Source organism: Agrobacterium cavarae, from assembly GCF_004310285.1.
Lineage (GTDB): Bacteria > Pseudomonadota > Alphaproteobacteria > Rhizobiales > Rhizobiaceae > Agrobacterium > Agrobacterium cavarae.
On the sequence record NZ_SISF01000027.1, the window covers coordinates 84,750 to 104,432 of the forward strand.

Annotated in this window: 17 protein-coding genes and 1 pseudogene; 3 read left to right on the forward strand and 15 right to left on the reverse strand. The window is 57.9% G+C overall.

Features of this window, described 5'->3' with window-relative positions:
- Positions 1–6 precede the first annotated feature (6 nt).
- The 4 genes from EYC79_RS08070 to EYC79_RS08085 all read right to left on the reverse strand — a co-directional run bounded on the left by EYC79_RS08070 (position 7) and on the right by EYC79_RS08085 (position 3,930).
- A complete protein-coding gene (locus EYC79_RS08070) occupies positions 7–1,167 on the reverse strand; it encodes a glycosyltransferase family 4 protein (RefSeq protein ID WP_130977615.1) in 1,161 nt (386 codons plus the stop codon).
- A 169-nt stretch (positions 1,168–1,336) separates the two neighbouring features.
- Positions 1,337–1,939 carry a hypothetical protein gene (locus EYC79_RS08075; RefSeq protein WP_130977616.1) on the reverse strand — a complete coding sequence of 201 codons (603 nt, stop codon included), beginning with the start codon at positions 1,937–1,939 and terminating at the stop codon, positions 1,337–1,339.
- Positions 1,940–2,013: 74 nt separating this feature from the next.
- Positions 2,014–2,334, reverse strand: a complete 321-nt coding sequence (locus EYC79_RS08080; RefSeq protein WP_062441223.1) for a PepSY domain-containing protein — start codon at positions 2,332–2,334, stop codon at positions 2,014–2,016.
- 534 nt (positions 2,335–2,868) lie between these two features.
- Complete coding sequence (locus tag EYC79_RS08085) at positions 2,869–3,930, reverse strand: SDR family oxidoreductase (RefSeq protein WP_130977617.1); 1,062 nt, start codon at positions 3,928–3,930, stop codon at positions 2,869–2,871.
- Positions 3,931–4,027: 97 nt separating this feature from the next.
- Here EYC79_RS08085 and EYC79_RS08090 point away from each other — a divergent pair, with 97 nt between their 5' ends.
- A complete protein-coding gene (locus tag EYC79_RS08090) occupies positions 4,028–4,405 on the forward strand; it encodes a winged helix-turn-helix transcriptional regulator (RefSeq protein WP_062424421.1) in 378 nt (125 codons plus the stop codon).
- 439 nt (positions 4,406–4,844) lie between these two features.
- On the opposite strand, the gene cydB is transcribed toward EYC79_RS08090, so the two are convergent.
- The 7 genes from cydB to EYC79_RS08130 form a co-directional block, all read right to left on the reverse strand.
- Positions 4,845–5,849, reverse strand: a complete 1,005-nt coding sequence (gene cydB / locus EYC79_RS08100; protein ID WP_130977618.1) for a cytochrome d ubiquinol oxidase subunit II — start codon at positions 5,847–5,849, stop codon at positions 4,845–4,847.
- A complete protein-coding gene (locus EYC79_RS08105; protein WP_130977619.1) occupies positions 5,839–7,263 on the reverse strand; it encodes a cytochrome ubiquinol oxidase subunit I in 1,425 nt (474 codons plus the stop codon). Before EYC79_RS08105 ends, cydB begins: the two co-directional genes overlap by 11 nt.
- A 332-nt stretch (positions 7,264–7,595) precedes the next feature.
- On the reverse strand, positions 7,596–9,095 hold the full coding sequence (locus EYC79_RS08110; protein WP_245495224.1) for an ABC transporter substrate-binding protein: 1,500 nt from the start codon (positions 9,093–9,095) through the stop codon (positions 7,596–7,598).
- A 34-nt stretch (positions 9,096–9,129) separates the two neighbouring features.
- Entirely contained in the window at positions 9,130–10,803 is a 1,674-nt protein-coding gene (locus EYC79_RS08115) for a dipeptide ABC transporter ATP-binding protein (protein ID WP_130977621.1), read from the reverse strand.
- The gene (locus EYC79_RS08120) at positions 10,800–11,621 is read right to left on the reverse strand and encodes an ABC transporter permease (RefSeq protein WP_130977622.1); all 822 of its coding nucleotides are present in this window, start codon (positions 11,619–11,621) and stop codon (positions 10,800–10,802) included. The genes EYC79_RS08115 and EYC79_RS08120 overlap by 4 nt, the downstream gene beginning before the upstream one ends.
- Positions 11,618–12,559 (reverse strand): ABC transporter permease, encoded by a 942-nt coding sequence (locus EYC79_RS08125; protein WP_130977623.1) that lies wholly within the window; start codon positions 12,557–12,559, stop codon positions 11,618–11,620. The genes EYC79_RS08120 and EYC79_RS08125 overlap by 4 nt, the downstream gene beginning before the upstream one ends.
- Positions 12,559–13,449: a proline iminopeptidase-family hydrolase gene (locus EYC79_RS08130; RefSeq protein ID WP_130977624.1), complete on the reverse strand. Its 891-nt coding sequence runs from the start codon at positions 13,447–13,449 to the stop codon at positions 12,559–12,561. The genes EYC79_RS08125 and EYC79_RS08130 overlap by 1 nt, the downstream gene beginning before the upstream one ends.
- 140 nt (positions 13,450–13,589) lie before the next feature.
- Here EYC79_RS08130 and EYC79_RS08135 point away from each other — a divergent pair, with 140 nt between their 5' ends.
- Together EYC79_RS08135 and EYC79_RS08140 are read left to right on the forward strand one after the other, a co-directional pair.
- Positions 13,590–14,357 (forward strand): LuxR family transcriptional regulator, encoded by a 768-nt coding sequence (locus EYC79_RS08135; RefSeq protein ID WP_062441865.1) that lies wholly within the window; start codon positions 13,590–13,592, stop codon positions 14,355–14,357.
- Positions 14,358–14,550: 193 nt separating this feature from the next.
- Positions 14,551–15,462: a proline iminopeptidase-family hydrolase gene (locus EYC79_RS08140; RefSeq protein ID WP_130977625.1), complete on the forward strand. Its 912-nt coding sequence runs from the start codon at positions 14,551–14,553 to the stop codon at positions 15,460–15,462.
- A gap of 461 nt (positions 15,463–15,923) precedes the next feature.
- On the opposite strand, the pseudogene EYC79_RS08145 reads toward EYC79_RS08140, so the two are convergent.
- From EYC79_RS08145 to EYC79_RS08160, 4 genes and pseudogenes are all read right to left on the reverse strand, one after another.
- Positions 15,924–16,554 (reverse strand): annotated as a pseudogene (locus EYC79_RS08145) (IS3 family transposase); the annotation flags it as partial.
- A gap of 26 nt (positions 16,555–16,580) precedes the next feature.
- Positions 16,581–17,141, reverse strand: coding sequence for an NAD(P)H-dependent oxidoreductase (locus EYC79_RS08150; RefSeq protein ID WP_130977626.1), 561 nt, complete (start codon positions 17,139–17,141; stop codon positions 16,581–16,583).
- 50 nt (positions 17,142–17,191) lie between these two features.
- On the reverse strand, positions 17,192–18,370 hold the full coding sequence (locus EYC79_RS08155; RefSeq protein ID WP_130977627.1) for an acyl-CoA dehydrogenase family protein: 1,179 nt from the start codon (positions 18,368–18,370) through the stop codon (positions 17,192–17,194).
- Between the two features lie 117 nt (positions 18,371–18,487).
- A complete protein-coding gene (locus EYC79_RS08160; RefSeq protein WP_130977628.1) occupies positions 18,488–19,594 on the reverse strand; it encodes an LLM class flavin-dependent oxidoreductase in 1,107 nt (368 codons plus the stop codon).
- Positions 19,595–19,683: the final 89 nt, after the last annotated feature.

The following is a 19,683-nucleotide window of genomic DNA, read 5'->3' on the forward strand; positions in this document are numbered from 1 at the left end:
AACTTTCTAACTCTTTGACCTGCGCATGATTTTGCGCAGTTTTTCAACGGAGTGCGGCCACGTCCAATTGTCGATCACGGCTTGCCGGGGAGAAAAATCATCGAGTTTTTCCAGCATCAACAAAATCGCTTCGTGAAAGCTTTCTGCCGGTGCGGCCCATCCCGTCTTGGGAGTGATGTATTGCAATCCGCAGCGCAGCCGACTGTTGGCGAGAACAGGAAGACCGGCCAGCATATATTCAGTGAGGATGGCGGGGGCACCGTCATCAATGCCACAGACGACGCCGATCTTGGCGAGGTTCATCAGTTGGTTGACCTCTGCGAAGGGAACACCTGGCGGGCCGATGAAGTCAACGTCAATACCGAGGTCAAGCGCACGTTGGCGCAAGTCATCGCCCAGTTCCCCATAGCCGAAAACGCACAGACTGCGGATCGATCGCGGCAGCTTTTCCAAAGCGTCGAACAGGATGTCGTGACGTTTATAGGCTTGGGCAGCAGCGACATAGACGATGTCGTAGGGTTTCGGTCCAACAATGGGGTGGAACTGCGTTTCTGATGCGAATTCAGGCCCGATCGGCAAAACCGCGGTTGCCATCTGCGGATGGCGCTGCCTCACCTCCTGTGATTGCCATTCAGCTCCTGTCAAAATCAGATCGAAGCACTGACTCACCTCTGGCGGAATGCGTAGAGCAGGGGCATCAATGGAATTATATATTTTATAGCTTGGCCCGCAGGCGTTCAATATATCCTGTGAGACGCCAAGACCCCATATGCAAAGGATCTCCGGCGGGCCGAATGTGGCAAGATGGGCCACCATATCATTGGAGTGAAACGGTGCATTCGGTCCGTTCATCTGAAATGCGCGGCGGATGATAAGGGGCGCTTGGCGCATGTCCGGCGCGGGAGGGATCTCACCGCGCCAATGGGTCCAAATTTCCACGACATCGACCAGACCCGCTTTTACGCATGCAAGAGGCAGACGTTCAATATAACCGCCTTCGACGCGAACATCAGCCAACTCTGTGCATTGCGATGCGGGTTTGCCGCGTTCGCCGCTCTTCCATTGCATTTGGAACTCTTCAATAGACGGCACGACGCCCGAAAAGGCATCCCCGTCCTGGAAGTCGCTGATCACAACGAGGCGTCTGAGCGTTTGAGTTTGTCTCATCGCGAACGTATTCCAATTTCGCACGAGTGGTTTTGGACGGCGCCCATCTTAGGAGTGGTGAGTTCCACCTCTAAGGAAAAAGGCCGCCCGAAAGCGGCCCAAATCATTTCCAGCGTGCGGCACGTACCCGCAAACCAAGGGCAACGGGAAGGCCCCTACCGATGTCGGTTCAGAGTGCGGGACGGTTGTAACGATCGCGCTCGGTCTTGATCTGGTCGGCGTCATAGGGATCAAGCGTGTCGTCGAAGCGGTTCCAACCCTCTTTTTTGTAAGCGTCACGGCGCGAGGCCGGGTCGACCAAGTTCGATCGCTTGAGAATAGCTTCCGCCTCCGGAACCATGCCGTCGTCCACCTTTGCGGTCACGATAGTGCCGCCACGGCGTACGCCTTCCGCATAAACGTGAGCGTCTTCTTCAGAGACACCTGAGTCTGTCATGGCACCTACGATGCCACCTGCCGCACCACCCGCCACGGCACCAGCGGCGACGCCAGCAGCGGTTGCTGCGAGCCAACCGGCGGCCACGACAGGGCCGACACCCGGGATGGCCATGAGGCCGAGACCGGTCAGCAGACCACCTGCACCGCCCACAACTGCACCTATGCCAGCGCCCGTTCCAGCGCCTTCTGCGGCCTTGGATTCGCTGCCATCGTGGTGATGAGCGTTGTTCGAGACGATGCTGATGTCATTCGATGGCACGCCTGCTGCTTCTAGTTGAGTCACTGCCGAATGCGCATCCGCATTGTCGTCGAATAGTCCAGTTACAGTTTTCATCGGGTTGTCCTCGATTGCGTAAATAGTTGTGATCCAAGGTCTGGCCTTGAGATCACCGCCGGATGCACGCCGCGTTACTTGGCGACAATGTTGCCCTGATAATCCATGGAGATCATGACGGACTTGCCGTCCTTCATTCCAGCGGCCATCCAGATTCCCTTGTCATCCTTCTTGAGGTCCTTGACGTCGGAATAGCCGGCTTCTTCTATGCGGCTTTTTGCCTGCGCTTCGGTGAAGCTGTTGGCACCCTCGACAGGAGCAGTCGGATTCTTGGTTTCAGGAGTCGCGACTGCAGGCGTGTTACCATCTGTGCTGGTTGCTGGAGCCGACGTTTGGGCAGCAACGGACATCGCTGTGGCGCTCAGCAGCGCCACTGCTAGGATGATCTTTTTCATGATGGTTTCCTCTCGTGGGGGTTGCGTTTCGTGTTTCCCCTAAGACCTAACTGGAACCCCCAACATTCGTTCCTGTCGTTGAGAAATTTAAGCACGGGCTAAACCGCGTTTGTCTTGATAGGCTCGTGTTCACGAAGGACAGCGAAAATGGATCGATCCGTCACACCCGGCGTCACGGGTTTATTCCCGTCACCCCTGCTGGGTGGAAATTATCTATGTTGAAGCAGGCACTGTCCCACAACTGACGGCAGCACCAGAGGTAGGAGATTTCAGCTCCAACTGCGTGAGTTTCATCAATTCCGCTAAACCTCGGCACGATCTATCCTTCATCCATTGGCTTTTCACCGCGGCCTTACTTTTTCACTCGAATAATTTGTCGTGACTTTTGAAGCGGTAGAATCTCGCGATCGAGCGACAGCATCGGCCCGAAAATCGGACTCGATTTTCGGAAAGCACGATGCGTCGATTCAAAAAGGGTAAGCGTCCCTTGGGCGTCCAATAGGACGCCCGGCGCTCTAGCAGCAATCCTCTCCTTCATGGAATAAGGCGGTTTTTACGCAAGCTCTCGAAAAGGGCGAAAAACGCATCGTCTGTGGGTTGATATTCTCTGAAGCCCAGACGTCGGCTTTTGCCCATGTCGGTGACCACCTCGATGGGACGACCCAGATCCGCATCGGTGTGCCATGGAGATGCGAGGCGGTCGATGTCGGACTCCACCAGGCTGTCGCGTTTCGCGATGTCGCTCCAGATCGCAGCATCCTCACTCATCTGCTCTAGAAGAGGACTCATGGTGCCATCGAACTCGGCAGGCTCAATGTCAAACCAGTTGGCGATCCGCTCCCACATCCACTTCCAGCGGAATATGTCTCCATTGACCACATTGAACGCCTCGTTGTGGGCCTGCGGTGTCTCTACCGTCCACAGCAAATGCTTCGCCAAGAGGTTGGCGTCTGTCATGTCGCTCAGACCGTACCATTGGGCCGAAGACCCGGGAAAGCGGAAAGGACGTCCCGTCTCTCGGCAGATGGTAGCATAGACGGCAAGGGTTGTTCCCATGTTCATGGCATTGCCAACGGCCTGCCCTATGACTGTATGCGGACGGTGCACGCTCCAAGTAAACCCATCACGGTTGGCGGCAGCAAAAAGCTCATCTTCCTGCGCGTAATAGAAGTTCTCGACATCAAGCCGGCCCTGTTCTTCACGAAATGGGGTTTGCGGCAAGGTGCCATTGCCATAGGCCTCAAAGGGACCGAGATAGTGCTTCAGGCCGGTGACCAACGCCACGTGCATGTTGGGATTGCTCGAGCTCAGACCATGCAGCAGATTCCGGACCATGGACGAGTTCACACGGATATTTTCTGCCTCGGTCTCCTGACGCGCCCATGTGCTGATGAAGACGGCATCAGGCTTCACATCGCTCAGCGCCTGTGCTGTTTGGCGCGCATCCTGCAGGTCGGCAGCGACGGGAATGATCTGTGCGTGATCCTTTGGACGTCTTGCCAAACCATAGACTTTCCAGCCTTCTTTCAGCAAAAGCTCTGAGGTCGCGCCGCCGACGATCCCGCTTGCACCAACGACCAATGCTGTTCTAACCATGATGATACTCCACTTGCGATCTCGGTAGAGTTGGGCGTCCAGTCGCTCGACATCCAGACGGCACCAGTTGGGGACATAGATACCAAGAGGTGACTACATGAGGCCGGGCAGCGATGAGGAAGAGTGGCGCGAGGACTGCGCGCCCCGCCGGGTGCTGGAACTTTTCTCGACGAAATGGACGAGCATGATCCTGCATACGCTGCATAAGCTTCACCAAGGTACGGCCAGGACCGGCGTGCTGGAACGCAGCCTGCCGGGCATCTCAAAGAAAATGCTCACGCAAACTTTGAAGGAGATGGAGCGTTCAGGTCTGGTCTCGCGCCATGTGCATTCAACAAGACCACCGGCCGTCGAATATCGACTGACCGATTTAGGCAATCGTTTCGTCGAGCCCGTAGAGATGCTCTATGGCTGGGGGAGGGACAATGCTGATGCACTGGATGCACTCGAACCTCGCACCACCTCAAGGCGCTAAAGCGCGATGCGGTCAATTTAGTGTACCCATCGCGATTTTTCGAAGCTCGCTTCAGATCTTAGCGCCGATGCTGATGCTGCAGAGCGCGTAAGGCTAAAACGTGAAAGCGCTAGATCACGTTTCTTGTGAGAAGATCGCTCAAGCGACGTCATTCCATCCCTGATCGCGCTCAGTCCTGGGGGCTTTTAAACAAGGCCGCCGCTGCAATGCACCTGTCATTGCAGAGGCCGAGCGCCGGAGTGCTTCGGCGTTTCTGAGAAACGGCTGGTCGCCTTAGAGCTCGCTCGTGGCTCATCTCCAATGTTTCCGCATGCTTCACTGAGAGGGCAGCTGAGCTATTTCAAAAACAGGCGGATGACGAGCCCGATCATCGCGACAGTACCGACGCCGGCCAGCCATAGGGCGATAAACCAGGCCGTCTTGCGAAGGGCCTCGGCCATCAGTGATATCCTTCTTCCGGATCGATCTTTCCGCGGAAGACCCAGTAGGCGTAAGCGGTATAGGCAAGGATCATGGGGACCAGTATCACGGCGCCGACGAGCAGGAACTTCATCGAACTCTCTGGTGCGGCCGCTTCCTTGATCGTCAGGACACCTGGGATCATGTATGGATAGAAGCTGATCCCAAGTCCGACAAAGCTCAACACGAACACGCCGAGCGCCGACAAGAACGGCTGCAGGTGCTTCCCTTGGGTCAGCCCGCTCCAAAGCGCAAAAGCACAAGCCGCTAGCAGCAACGGTACCAAGGCCGAGAAAAAGGCGGTGGGCCAGGCGAACCAGCGTTCGAAGTAGATCCGGTTGATGAACGGTGTCCAGAGCGACACGATGGCAATCAGCGCCAGAAGCGCCAGGCTTAGGGGACGCGCGAGCTTTGCCGACCGCGCCTGTATATCGCCCGAAGTCTTGAGATTGAGCCATGTAACGCCGAGCAGCGCGTAGCCTGTGAGAACGGCGACGCCGGTCAGGATTGAGAAGGGTGTGAGCCAGTCCCACCAGCCGCCTGCGTATTGCCTACCGGCGACCGCAACGCCCTGCACAAGTGCGCCGAGAGAAATGCCTTGCATGAGAGCTGCTACCGAAGACCCGATCCAGAAACCAAAATCCCAAAGATGGGATTCATGGTGGGTTCGCCATCGAAACTCGAATGCGACGCCTCGGAAGATAAGGCTGACCAGCATCAGTATGATCGGCATATAGAGCGCTGGCATGATGATTGCGTAGGCTAGCGGGAACACGGCCATGAGGCCGCCGCCCCCGAGAACCAGCCATGTTTCGTTGCCGTCCCAGACGGGAGCTATCGAATTCGTCATGACGTCGCGGTCGCGACGCTTTCGGAAGAACGGGAAGACGATGCCGATCCCGAGGTCGAAACCGTCCAGTACAACATAGGCGAGGACGGCGAAGGCGATGATCCCCGCCCAGACGAAGGAAAGATCAATGTCCATGGCGGCCTCCAAGCGAATGATCCTGCGTTGCGCCGGGCACGATGCCTGCCGTCCGGATCGGGCCGGCGTCAAGTTCCTGATCCGTGTCGAGCGGAGTTGGCGGACGTCGCATAAGCTTCAGCAGGTAGTAGACGCCCACGCCGAAGACGACAAAATACACCGCGATGAAGATAAGCAGCGAGGTCCCGACTGCGGGAGCGGAAACCGGCGACAGGCTCTCGGCAGTTCGCAGATGCCCGTAGACCGTCCAAGGCTGACGACCGACTTCAGTCGTGTACCAGCCGGCAAGGACGGCCACGAAACCGGAGCCGCCCATGGCCACCGCGACACGATGAAGCGATGGCGTGTCATAGAGCGTTCCTTTCCAGCGGGCCCATAGCGACCAGATCCCGACACCGAGCATCAGGAAACCGAGGCCGACCATGATCCGGAAGGTCATGAACGGCATGAGCGCCGGCGGACGTTGGTCGCGCGGCCATTCCTTCAGACCCTTGATCTCGCCGTCCAACGAGTGCGTCAGGATCAGCGAGCCGAGCTTGGGAATCTCGATCGCGTAGCGAGTGGTCTCTGCTTCGTCGTCCGGTATGCCGAAGAGGACAAGAGGGGCGCCTTCCTCATGAGTCTCGTAGTGTCCCTCCATAGCTGCGATCTTCGCTGGCTGATTTTCGAGCGTGTTCAGGCCATGCAGGTCGCCGACGAAAATCTGAACGGGCGTGACGATCGCCGCCATCCACATCGCCATCGAGAACATGATGCGGGCCTGGCGGTTCGTCCGATCCTTCAGCAAGTGCCAGGCGCCGACCGCGCCCACGGCAAAGGCCGTGGTCAGGAAGGCTGCCAGCACGGTATGGGTCATTCTGTAGGGGAAGGAAGGGTTGAAGATGATCCTCCACCAATCTTCAGGCACGAAAATGCCGTTCGCGTCGACGCTGAAGCCAGCTGGCGTGTGCATCCAACTGTTGGCCGACGTGATCCACGTTGCGGAAATCAGCGTGCCTACAGCTACCATGGCGACCGCCACCATATGCGCGGTGTCGCCAACACGCTTGCGGCCAAACAGCGCGATACCGAGGAAGCCCGCCTCAAGGAAAAACGCCGTCAGGACCTCGTAACCCATCAGCGGTCCGATAACAGGTCCGGCTTTGTCTGAAAACGCGGACCAGTTCGTGCCGAATTGATAGCTCATGACGATCCCAGACACGACGCCCATCGCGAAGGTCACTGCGAAGATAGTCTTCCAGTATTCGAAGAGCTTCAGGTAGGCCTCGTCCCGCTTCCACAGCCATAGTGCGTTTAGAACGGCGAGGTAGCTCGCTGTCCCGATCGAGAACGCGGGAAAGAGAAAATGGAATGAGACGGTGAACGCGAACTGTATTCGCGCCAGCATTTCTGCTTCGAGGCCGAGGAAGGTCATGGTGACTCCATCACTGAGGACCCTCGAACTTAGCAATGTAGCCCGATGTTCCGGGCAGGCATTACCACTTCATAGAGTCGATGGAGTGCATAGTAAGCTCATCTCAAGAGCTTCCAAGGACGCATGGCGTCGCGTGACGCAATGTCACGCCTATTGTCGCCACCGTCTGCTTGCTTGCGACGTTGATCTTGGAAAGCCACGCTCAGGGCTCGCAGGACATCGATCGGAATATCAAGGGCCTTTTTCGGAGCCGATACTGATGTCCTAATTGTCTTGGACATAATTTGTCGTCCGCGGAGAAGTAAGTCTCCGCGGACAAACCTTTGATCTGCTCAGTTCTTCACGGTGTCTTCGAGGAAGAAGCGGCCGAGTGGGTTCTGGTAGAAGTTGGAAACGTTCTTGCGCATCACGTTGATATAGGGGCTGTAATAGAGGTCGATCCAGTTCACGTCTGCCTTGGCTGTCTTCTGTAGCTCGACATACATGGCCTCGCGCTTGGCAGGGTCCGTTTCGAGACGCGCGGCGGCGACCAGATCCTTCACTTTGTCGTTCTTGTAGCGCGTCATGTAGTTCATGTTCGTGTCGTGGCCGAGTACGAAGGTCGTCTTCTGGTCAGGGTCGAGAATGTCATTTGTCCAGTACATGACTGAAATGTCGTAATCGCCGGCGATCAACATATCCCAGCTCTGGCTGGAGTCGACCTTCTGCAGATTGGCCGTCACACCCGCTTTGGCGAGTTGCTGCTGAAGGAGGACCGCTATCTGCTCGTCGGTCTCCTTACCGGCGTTGACAATATAGTTCAGCGTCAAGTCTTCGGCACCTGCCGCTTTCAGCATCTGCTTGGCCTTTTCCGGATCGTATGGGCGCTGGAGATTGTCGGCATAGTGATAAAGCGCACCCTTCGGGATATAGGAGTTGGCGACTTCGCCGAGGCCGAACGTGGCGGCTTCAACAATCGCCTTCTTGTCGATTGCAAGATCAAGCGCTTCGCGCACTTCCTTCTTGGCAAGTGCGCCGTGCTCGTGGTTGATCAGCAGATGATCTTCACGCGTCGAGGGATCCATGCGCACTGTCAGGTCCGGATTCTTCTTCATCTCGGCAACGCGGGAGAAGGGGACGGTGATCGCCACGTCTATCTGACCGGTTTGGACGTTCAGCATGCGCGTATTGTCGTCGGGAATAACGATCCATTCGACGCCGTCGAGGCTGACATGGCCGGCATCCCAATAATTCGGGTTTTTCTTCAAGATGATGCGATCGCCTCGCTTCCAGTCTTCAACCGCGAAGGCGCCGGAGCCGACTGGCTTTTCGGCAAAGGCGTCGGGATTGGCTTCTACGATCTTCTTCGGCAGGACGGAAGCATTCGGCAGCGCCATCATGGTGATAAAGGGTACCGACTTGCTTTTCAGCTTGACGACCAGTGTCTTGTCGTCTGCCGCCGTGGCGGTATCAATGATCTTAAAACTGTCAGCCCAAAGCGAGCCCTTGTCGTCACGGATGCGTGTCAGCGAGAAAGCAGCGTCGTCGGCCGTAACTGGGCTGCCATCGGAGAATTTCGCGTCACGCAGTTTAAACGTGTAGGTCAGACCATCGTCGGAAACAGTCCAGCTTTCGGCAAGGCCGGGCAGCAGTTTGGTCCCCGAGGCATCGACACGTACGAGCACGTCAAAGACGTTGGAAAAGACCCAGTTATCGACGTTCTGTGCCGACTTGATCGGGTCGAAAGTGGTGGAGTCCTCATTGCGACCGATGGTCAGGACACCCGCGGCCTCTGCGTAGGAGGCCGACAAGGAGAGGATGGCGGCGAAGGCGGCGATTTTGGCTTTTGTCATTTTAAACTGCATGTGAACGATCCTCTGGTGGTTATTATATTTTGGAGTGTCTCGACAGCGGCTTGTCCGGGTCGATATCGGGAATGGCCTCTATGAGACCGGCCGTATAGGCTCCGGATGGTCTGGCGAAGACATCTTCAGACAAACCTTCCTCTACGATGCGGCCTCGGTGCATGACGACGACCCGCTGGCAGAGCGAGCGGACGACCGGCAGATCATGTGCGATAAACACCAGTGTCAGATCCATCGTCGCAACCAGCTTGCGGAAAAGGGCGACGATCTGCGCCTGTATCGTGACGTCGAGAGCGGCGATACATTCGTCGGCGACGATGACGCGCGGATCAATGGCGAGTGCGCGAGCGATGCCGGCACGCTGGCACTGCCCACCACTCATCGTGCGCGGCTTGCGTTGCGCGAAGCTGCGGTCTAGTTCCACGAGATCGAGAAGTTCATTTATCCTCTCCGGTATCTGGGCGGGGGGAATCCTCTTCTGGACTTTCAAGACTTCGGAAAGCGTCTCACCGATCGTCATTCGTGGATTGAGGGAATTGTAAGGGTCCTGGAAGACCATCGCAGCCTGGGTTCTAAGCGCGCGTAGTGCCTTTGTACGATGGAGGCGGAGGCTTGCGCCAGCGAAGCTGACATGGCCGGACGAGGCGGGCGTCAGTCCGAGCATAGCCCGAGCCAGCGTCGACTTGCCTGATCCGCTTTCTCCGACGATGCCGACCGTATCCCCCTGCCAGATCTGGAGCGATATGCCATCTACGGCACTGAAGTGCTTGCGCTTCGAAAGCAGCCCGCTACTGGCAGGAAAACACACGGAAAGATCGTCGATCTCGATCAGCGGTCGAATGTCTGCATGTCGTGCGACGTCAACCGTAGTCTTGGCCGCTTCAATCAGCATGGACGGATGGCTGGATATCAGCATCTTGGTGTAGTCGGCTTGCGGTGTCTTCAGGATCTGCCGCTTCTCGCCGGTCTCAACAATACGACCGTTTCGCATCACAGCGATACGGTCGCACGTCTGGGCGACGACACCGAGATCGTGCGTGACAAGAATGATGGAGAGCCCGCGCTTATCGCGCAGGTCCAGCAGAAGATGAAGGATCTGCGCCTGGATTGTGACGTCAAGCGCCGTCGTCGGCTCATCGGCGATCAGGATATCCGGGTTGCAGGCAAGCGCAATCGCAATCATCGCCCTTTGCCGCATCCCGCCGGAGAACTCGTGCGCATAGCTGCCAAACTGGCGGGGCGGATCGGTAAAGCCAACCTGGCCCATGATGTCGAGTGCCAGCGACTTCGCCACCTCACGCGAAAGATGTTGATGATAGACTATGCCTTCAAGGATCTGGTCGCCGATGCGCATGACCGGATCGAGATGGCTCGCCGGGTTTTGGAAGATCAGACCGATCCGGGCGCCACGGACTGCTTGCAGCGTCTTCTCGTCTGTGTCGGCGAGCTCCTGTCCGTCGAACAGGATCGAGCCGCCGGTGCGGTGAATAGTGCGCGATGGCATCAAACCTACGAGCGTGCGGCAGAGCAGGCTCTTGCCGGAACCACTTTCCCCGACGAGCCCTAGAACCTCTCCACGCGCGATATCGATGGAAACCCTGTCGAGAAGGGAGCGTGTTCCCTCGGTCGTCTCGACCGCAACCGAAAGATCACAAACGGAGAGGAGAGGGTGTTGGGTGAGCACGTCTGTGGTCATCCGTTCACTCCCAGTTGCTTGGCCAGCCCATCGCCGATGAGGGAGAAGCCGAAAGCCAGTACGACGATGGAAAGCCCTGGGAAGAGCGTTATCCACCAGGCCTGCGTCACGAAGCTCTGGCCTTCCGCAACCATCACCCCCCATTCGGCCGTAGGTGGCTGAACGCCAAGGCCGAGATAGCTGATCGCTGCGCCAGACAGCAGAACCAGCACCACATCGGACATGGAAAAAACAATCGATCCCGCAATCGCATTAGGTAGGAGGTGGCGGAAAAGGACGCGTGGGCGCGAGAAGCCAAGGCTCTCCGCAGCCATGGCGTAATCGCTATTTTTGAGCACAAGGATCTGCGCGCGGATGAGGCGCGCATATGACACCCAGCCGACCAGCGCCATAGCGATATAGAAGCTGCCGAGGCCCGGTCCGAGAATGGCGATGATAGACAGCATAAGAACCAGGAAAGGAAAGGCGAGGATCACGTCGATCAGCCGCATCAGGACTGCATCGACCAATCCGCCAAGGAAACCGGAAACAGCGCCGATGACCGTGCCGATGACAAAAGGGAAGGCGACCCCGATCAACGCCATCTGGAGATCGACACGTGCCGAATGGATGACGCGCGAAAGGATATCGCGGCCAAAATTGTCAGTGCCGAAGGGGTGAGCAAGGCCGGGGGCCATGAGCCGTGCCCCAGCATCTTGAAAGATCGGATCGTAGGGCGCGACAAGCGGCGCAAAGAGTGCCATCAGCACGAACAGGCCTAGGATGGCGAGCCCGGCATAGAGCGTGTCGTTGCGGGCCGTGAGCGTGCCCCCGCTCATAGCTTCACCCGCGGGTCTGCAGCGACGGTGGCGATGTCAGCCAGGAAGTTGACGAGGACGGTGGCACAGGCGAACACCATCGCCACGCCCTGGACAACCATGTAATCGCGCGAGAATATAGCCCGCACCAGTAACTGGCCCATGCCTGGCAAAGCGAAGACGCTTTCGACGACGACCGTTCCGCCGATCAGCCAGCCGATATTGACGGCCAGAAGATTGATCGTCGGAACCACGGCATTCGGCACGACATGGCGCCAAAAAACGACATGCTCGGGCATGCCCCGGGCTCGGGCGGCGGTTGCGACATCAGATTTTAGCCAGTCAATCATCGATGCGCGCAGCGAGCGCATCAGCACTGTGGACAGCGATAGAGCGATAGTCAGCGATGGCAGCACAAGATGTGTGAGCTTGTCTGACAGTGTATTGCCGTAGCCTGAAACGGGCAGGAGCGGAATGCTCACCGAAAACAGCAGGATCAGCATCAGCGCTAGCCAGAAGGATGGAAGGCCGATCCCGAAAGTGGATACGACGCGCACCGTGTGGTCGATAAGCTGGCCTTCGTTACGCGCAGCGACAGCTGCCAGTGGCACGGCAATCAGGACAGACAGGAGCACCGAAGAGAACACAAGCGCCAGCGTCGGCTCGATGCGATTTGCGATGAGTTGCAGCACATCGATCTTGAAGGTGATCGAGCGGCCCATCTCTCCATGCATCAGGTTTTTGATGAAGTAAAAATATTGCTGCCAGATCGGTTGATCGAGGCCAAATTGCGAGCGGATATTGGCTATGGCTTCCGGCGTCGCCTTGGTGCCGAGCAAAACGCGCGCCGGATCGCCAGGGATCAACCGGACCAGGACGAAGGTGATGATGGAAACACCGACGATCACCGGCAGGAACTGCAAGGGTCTTGCTAGAATGAAGCGATAGCGGTGTAGCATCAGCCTTTTACATCCTCCAGGAAGGAGAGCAGCGGCGGGTAGTAACCCTCCGGATTTTCGTAGAAGGGCATATGGCTGGCATTGCGCACGACATTGATCCGAGCGCCATCGGGCAGGGCGTTCTTCATACGCAGCGCGCATGCCGGCGTGAGCTCATCATGCTCGCCGACGACGATCAGCACCGGCGCTTTGATCTTCGGTAGGTCCGGAATGCGGTTCCAGTCCTTCATATTGCCGATATAGAGGAATTCGTTCGGCCCCTGCATGGCCATGTAGGGTTCCATATTCCAGTCTTGCAGCGACTGGTTGACAGGAGCTGGCCATTCGGACAGGCGGCATACATGGCGATAGTTCAAAAGGGTGATGGCCGCGAGATATTCCGGGTGATCATAGGACCCTGCTGCCTCATGCGCCTGCATCATCGCAACGGTCTCAGATCCGAGTGCGGCACGCAAACGTTCCAATTCGCTGGCAAAATGCGGCATGTCGGCAACGGTATCGGCCAGGATCAAGCTCTTGACGGCGTCCGGAAAGGTCAGCGTGTAGTCGATGGCAAGCCATCCGCCCCACGAATGGCCGAGCAGGTGGACCCGCCCGAGCCCCAGCGTCTGGCGCACTGCTTCCGTCTCCTCAACGTAGCGTTCAATGGTCCAGAGGCCCTTGTCTTCTGGGCGCTCGGATGCGCCAGTGCCGAGCTGGTCGAAGGCGACCACGCGGAAGCCGCTGTCGATCAGACAGGAATGCGCCTCACGCAGATAGTCGCAAGGTAGACCCGGTCCACCGTTCAAGCAAAGCACGGTTTCCGGACCGTCGCCGAAAACATAGGCTACGACGCGATAACCCTGGATCGTCAGCTCGTGTCTCTCGTCCGGTTCGATTTTGCGCCACATGATTTTTCTCGCGTCTGCACAACATTTATGCAGGATTATTTCTAGAGCAATTCGGGCTCTACACTAGCTATCAGAAGTGATAGGGTGAAGATGTCCAAATGGCAGGTTTAAAATTGGGCGTGGAGCCACGAGAGGTCGGCATGGACGTTAAAGATGTCGAAGGGCGGTTTGCTGCGGCAACGAGCCTAGACGATCAGATCGATCAACTTTTCCTAGCCATGCAGAACTATGGCTTCGATACGCTGATCTACGATTATACGCCCGGTCGCTATGATCTTAGCGGCCAACTGATAATCCCGACTGTGCTGGAACTGCGCAACGTCGACGAGACGATGCGTGATTATTGGTGCCAACGCGGCTACTTCCGTCACGACCCCGTGCAGCATGTGGCGCTTAGCACGACAGGGCCATTCTTTTGGAACTATGACCCAAAGGCGAAGACGCTTATTCACGCTTTCATGAACGAAGAAACCGTGCCCGTCGCTGAATTTCTCTGGGAACGAGGACTGACGGCGGGAGTGACTGTGCCGATCCATCTGCCGGGCGGCGATTACGCCACTGTAACCGGCATTCGTGCAGGCGACCCGGTGAGGCTGGAGCGCGACGTACAGCTTTGTATGGGCGATTTCAATCTGGTGGCACATCTCTTTCAGCGCACCGCGGCGCTACGCATCGGCAGGGAACGGGCTTTGTCCAGCCTGCCGCGCCTGACCGCGCGCGAGCGCGAATGCCTGCGCTATTCGGCGGAAGGGTATTCGGCCAAGGAGATATCCCGCCTGATCGACAGGGCCGTGCCGACTGTGGTCATGCATCTCAATGCCGCAACTCGCAAGCTCGGCGCGCGGAACCGCACGCAGGCGGTCGCTCGCGCGGCGCATCTTCGCATGTTCGACCAACCGCGCGCCTAGAGCGCTGTGCGTCCGTTTGGATGCACAGCGCTCTAGCTCTTTGAATCGACGCATCGTGCTAATCCGAAAATCGATTACGATTTTGGGCCGATGCTGTAGGTCACCCCAACCCTATCAGTTGTGATAGCTGCCGCCCCGGCAGTCATTCGCCTATCTTACTGCTCCATGATCATCGCATCCAGGGAGCGCCAAACTGACATCCGTTCAAACCCGAGAAGGCTATCTTTCATTCCGTGACTATCGGACCTGGTATCGCGTTACCGGTGACCTGGAAGCAGCCAGGCTGCCGTTGGTCGTCGCGCATGGCGGTCCAGGCTGCACGCACGACTACGTCGATAGTTTCAAAGACATTGCGGCGCTCGACGGGCGCGCTGTGATCCACTACGACCAGCTTGGCAATGGCAAATCGACCCGTCTGCCGGAAAAGGGTGCTGATTTCTGGACAGTTCCTCTCTTTCTCGAAGAGCTGGATGCGCTACTGGCCCATCTTGGCATCGCGGATCGATACGCTTTCCTCGGTCAGTCCTGGGGCGGCATGCTCGGCGCGGAACATGCGGTGCGCCAGCCGCAGGGATTAAAGGCGCTGGTCATCGCCAACTCGCCGGCCAACATGCATACCTGGGTCGCGGAAGCCAATCGTCTGCGCCGCGATCTTCCGGTCGACGTACAGGAAATTCTGCTTGCCCATGAGGAGGCCGGCACGCTGACGCATCCGGACTACATTGCCGCCTCTCGCGTTTTCTATGACCGCCATGTCTGCCGGGTGACACCCTGGCCCGAAGACGTTGCGCGTACGTTCGCTGCCATGGATGAGGACAACACCGTCTACCGCAACATGAATGGCCCGACCGAGTTCCACGTCATCGGCACGATGAAAGACTGGACGATCGAGGACCGGCTTGAGCGGATCAAGGCCCCGACACTTTTGATTTCCGGTGCCTATGATGAAGCCACACCGGAAGTCGTGCGTCCCTATCGCGAGCGCGTTGCGGACATCCGCTGGGTGCTCTTCGAGGAGTCCAGCCACATGCCGCATGTTGAGGAGAAGGAACTCTGCCTAAAGACAGTTTCCGACTTCCTGTCAGTCTACGACGCCGTCGCTTGAGCGGATTTTGGTGGTCGAGTCACGCTAGCTCAGGCCTCGTTAAATCAGAGCCAAAAGATTACGACTGCGGCGCTACGAGTGCCTGGAAAGAAAGCGTGGGCGCAGCGGCTTTATCGTGTATGGATCCTGCGGCAGTCCTTGAGCAGACTGAACATGTTCTCGATCTTTTGGCGTGTTTTTATAGAGCTCCAGATTATGCGGGACGATCGCCTTGCGAATTGTCTATGATGGAGTGCAGGCGGTGATCTCACGTTTTGCCAATGCGTCTCGAAACCAGTCGGCGTCGTAGCCTTTGTCAGCGAGCAGGGTCCTGGGCGTAGTCTGTTGGCTTGCTCCGCGGGGTTGCTACCCGGTTTCAGGCCGCCGCTATGCAAGCTTCAATGTTCAGGTTTTAAAGAGTACTTTTCGAAGGCACCGCCATCAGCGAGATGATGGCGCCTCACTGACCTTGCCCCCAAGTTTTATCCAGTTTTGAGTTCGCTCCAGTGGTTTTGGGTTGCTGTATTTGGTGCGGTAGCGGCGGGTTGCGGTGCGGAGCCACTCCGGCCGCGCAGCACCGCATCACGTCGCGGGTTGATGGTCTGGGCGAACTCGGCCGGTGTCAGCCAGCCGAGACCGGAATGCGGTCGATGACCGTTGTAATCGCTGCGCCAGTTTGAAAGCGCCGATCGAGCATGGGACAGTGATGAGAAGAGCGTTTCATTCAGGAACTCGTCTCGCAGCCGCCCATTGAAGCTTTCGATGAAGGCGTTCTTGATCGGCTTGCCAGGCGCGATGTAGTGCCATTCCACCTTGGTCCGATCCGTCCATTGCAGGATCGCGTTGCTGGTGAACTCGCTGCCATTATCGCTGACGATCATCTTCGGCTTGCCTCGTCCCTCGATGATCCGGTCCAGCTCACGGGCAACCCGCAGGCCGGAAAGAGACGTATCGGCGACGAGACCCAGGCATTCCCTGGTGCAATCGTCAACGACGGTCAGCACCCGGAACCTGCGACCATCGGTGAGTTGATCCGACACGAAGTCCAGTGACCAGCGATCATTAGCGGCAAGCTCGGGTGCCGATCGCTCGTTTCCGACCGCCGCGCTTGCGCGGCGACGGGTCGAGGAATTCGCGAATTACTCTGCCGCCTCTACGGTCCGTAGGGAGCGATGTTGAAGCAGCAGACTGGCTTCGTTGATCGCTTGGTCCACGCGCGCGGTGACGCTGGGAGAAGGGACGCCCTCTGCGAAATCACGGCTCGACGCGTAGATTGCCGTTGGAGTAACGAAGGCTTCGAAGAAGGCGAAGAGGGGCCGGAGTTGATGCTCGACCATGAGAGAATGGCGGTCGCCTCCGCCCGTAGCAGTCAATAACACGGGCTTGCCCCGTAGATCTGCGGGGGCGAGCAGATCGATAACGTGTTTGAATAGACCCGTATAACTACCCTTGTATGTTGGTGAGCCGATAACGAGGGCCTCTGCGTCGATGATGGTTTCTACCAGCCTTCGCGCATGTGGATCCAGGTCGGCTACCGAGCGAGCGGAGAGCAATGACAGTCCAAGCTCCACGACATCCAAAACGATGTGGCCAAGGCCGACGCGCTTGGCCAAAGCTTCGGTGACAGTTTCGACAAACCGTCTTGTGCTGGACGGACGGGTGGTATTGCCGGAAAATCCGACGATCAGATTATTGCTCATTGAAGATCCATTTTTTGGCGCGGACGCCTCTTACGATTTGATTATGCAGGTTAGGCGGTTTTGGCGATGGCGAGTTTGGGAGGCAATGCCTGCTCGGTTTCGGCCTTGTCCCAGCGGTCAAAGGCAGCCTTGCCAAGGATCGCAACAGAAGTGTCTTCCTGGGGGGCGTGGACGAGGACGGATTGAACGTTGCGGAAGTGGCGTTCGAGGCCGAGGTCTTCGTTGAGGCCGGGATTGCCGATGCCGCGAACGGCGATCTGAACCGCTTCCCTGATCTGGCGTCCTGCAAGAAGCCGCGCGCGGATCAGGCGCTCGGCATCGCTCAGATCGCCATCGAGCGCCCCGAAGATGATCTGGCGCGCCCCGGACACCAGAAGGTCGATTTCACCGGAAAGCGTGATGAAGCGCTCGGTCTTGGCAATGGGACGGCCAAGATTGGTTGGAACGCGCTCGTGGGCGAAGCGGATGAAAGCCTCCTGAGCAGCTTCCGCCGCGCCGAGATAGATCGCTGTCAGCGCAAGCGTCATGGCGGCATGGCCGCGATTATCCTGTTCGGCAACCGACGGATCGACGAGATCAAGTACGTGTTCCGCCGGGATCTCGACATTGCTATACTCGACGTCGTGCGAGCCGGTCGCCCGCATTCCAAGACTTTTCCAGTTCTCGATAATGGTAATACCGGGCAGGCCGTTTGGAACGACGAAGGTTCCAACACGCGGCTGGTGCTCATCCGTATGCGCCCAGACGAGAAAATGTGTGAGACCATGCGCGCCCGTGACGAAACGTTTGCGACCGGAGATTGACCAGCCATTCGCCGTCTTCCTTGCAACGGTGGCTGGAAGGCCGCCGCGTGCGGGCGACCCGAGTTCGGGTTCAACGCGAGCGGCGTTCAGCAGAAGCGGCTTTTGCCTGGCCTTCGACAACAGCTCCTTATAAAGCCCCTCAGGCCAATGTCCTCTCTTTGCCTGGGCCAGATGATTGAACAGGGTCATGGCGGTGATGAGTGCGACCGAGGGATCGCCGCGCCCCAATGCGGCGAGAATGTGCGCCGACGTGCTGAGTGTGCCGCCCTGACCGCCATAGCGCGTAGCCACGGTGCTTTCGAGAAGACCCGCCCGATGCACCGCGCGTATGCCGGCCCAGGGGAATGCGCCGGTGCGATCGGATTCCGGGGCTGCCGCAGCCACCTCACGAACGGCGTGCTCGAGTGTCATGGGTTCGTAAGACATGTGGGAGCGACCTTATGGCTGAGAGAGCGACGCAGTGTTTCGCTGCGGCCACCTCGTTGACTTGAAAGGAAAATCCGTCCGATTGAGGCACCGGACGGTATAGTTGCTGCATGGCGCTCAGGCGGCGGCCGCCTTGCTCTTGGCGTCCTCGCGCTCGCGGATGCCGTCGCGCACTAGCGGCAGGATGTATCGGCCGTAATCGACGGCATCGTTATAATTGTCATAGCCGCGGATAGAGATCAGATCGCAGCCGAGATCGATGTAATCGAGAATGGAGTCTGCGATGGTACGGGGCGATCCAACAAGCGCCGTCGTCGCGCCGCTTGCATTGGTAGCAGTCACGGTGGGGTACCAGAGCGCCCGGTCATGCACATCGCCGCGTTTGGCGATATCGAGAAGCCGTTGGGAGCCGATATTGGCTGGCGTCGCCGCATTGAGAGGACTGCGGGAGAGACCCTTCTGGCGGTTTGCGTTCAACTGGTCGAGCACGCGATGCGCCTTCTCCCAGGCAAGGTCATCGGTCTCTGCCACGATGGGGCGGAAGGTGACCCAGATGCGCGGGCGATCCGTTCGGCCCGCCTTTGCCGCTTCGGCATAGATGCGGTCGATCTGTTCCTTGGTTTCTTTCAGAGGCTCACCCCAGAGGCCGAAGATATCGCAGAGCGAACCGCCGATGCGATAGGCAGCATCGGACGAGCCTCCGAGCGAGATCGGAATCACGCCATTGGTCGGGCGAACGGAGCTGCGGAACTGCTTGAATTGGTAATATTTGCCATCGAAGTCGAAAGGCTCTTTTGAAGTCCATGCCAGCCGAAGAATGCGAATATACTCCTCCTGGCGCTCATAACGCTCTTCCTTGTTGAGGAAGTCGCCTTCACGCGCCTGCTCTTCATCGCTGCCGCCGGCAATGAAGTGAACGACGACGCGCCCGCCGCTCAACTGATCGAGTGTAGCAAGCGATTTGGCCGCCACCGTCGGGTACACGGTGTTCGGTCTGAGCGCGACGATGATCTTGATGTTCTTCGTATGCGCAAGCACCGTCGCTCCAATCGTGAAAGGATCGAATGACGAGGACGAATACGGGATAAGAGTATAGTTGAAGCCGTAGTCGTCCAGTGCGCGCGCATAGCGTTCCAAAAATTGCGGATCGACTGCTGCATCGGGAATTGGGTTCAAATCGTTGGACGCGTTGGGGAAACTGACGCTGATGAATTCGGCAGCCATGGGAGCTCCTTGAGGTCTCTGTGAATCTGCGTGAAGGCTAGAGGGCCGTGGGCGAACGAGGAAGACAGGTCTTTCTTTTTCTATGGAAA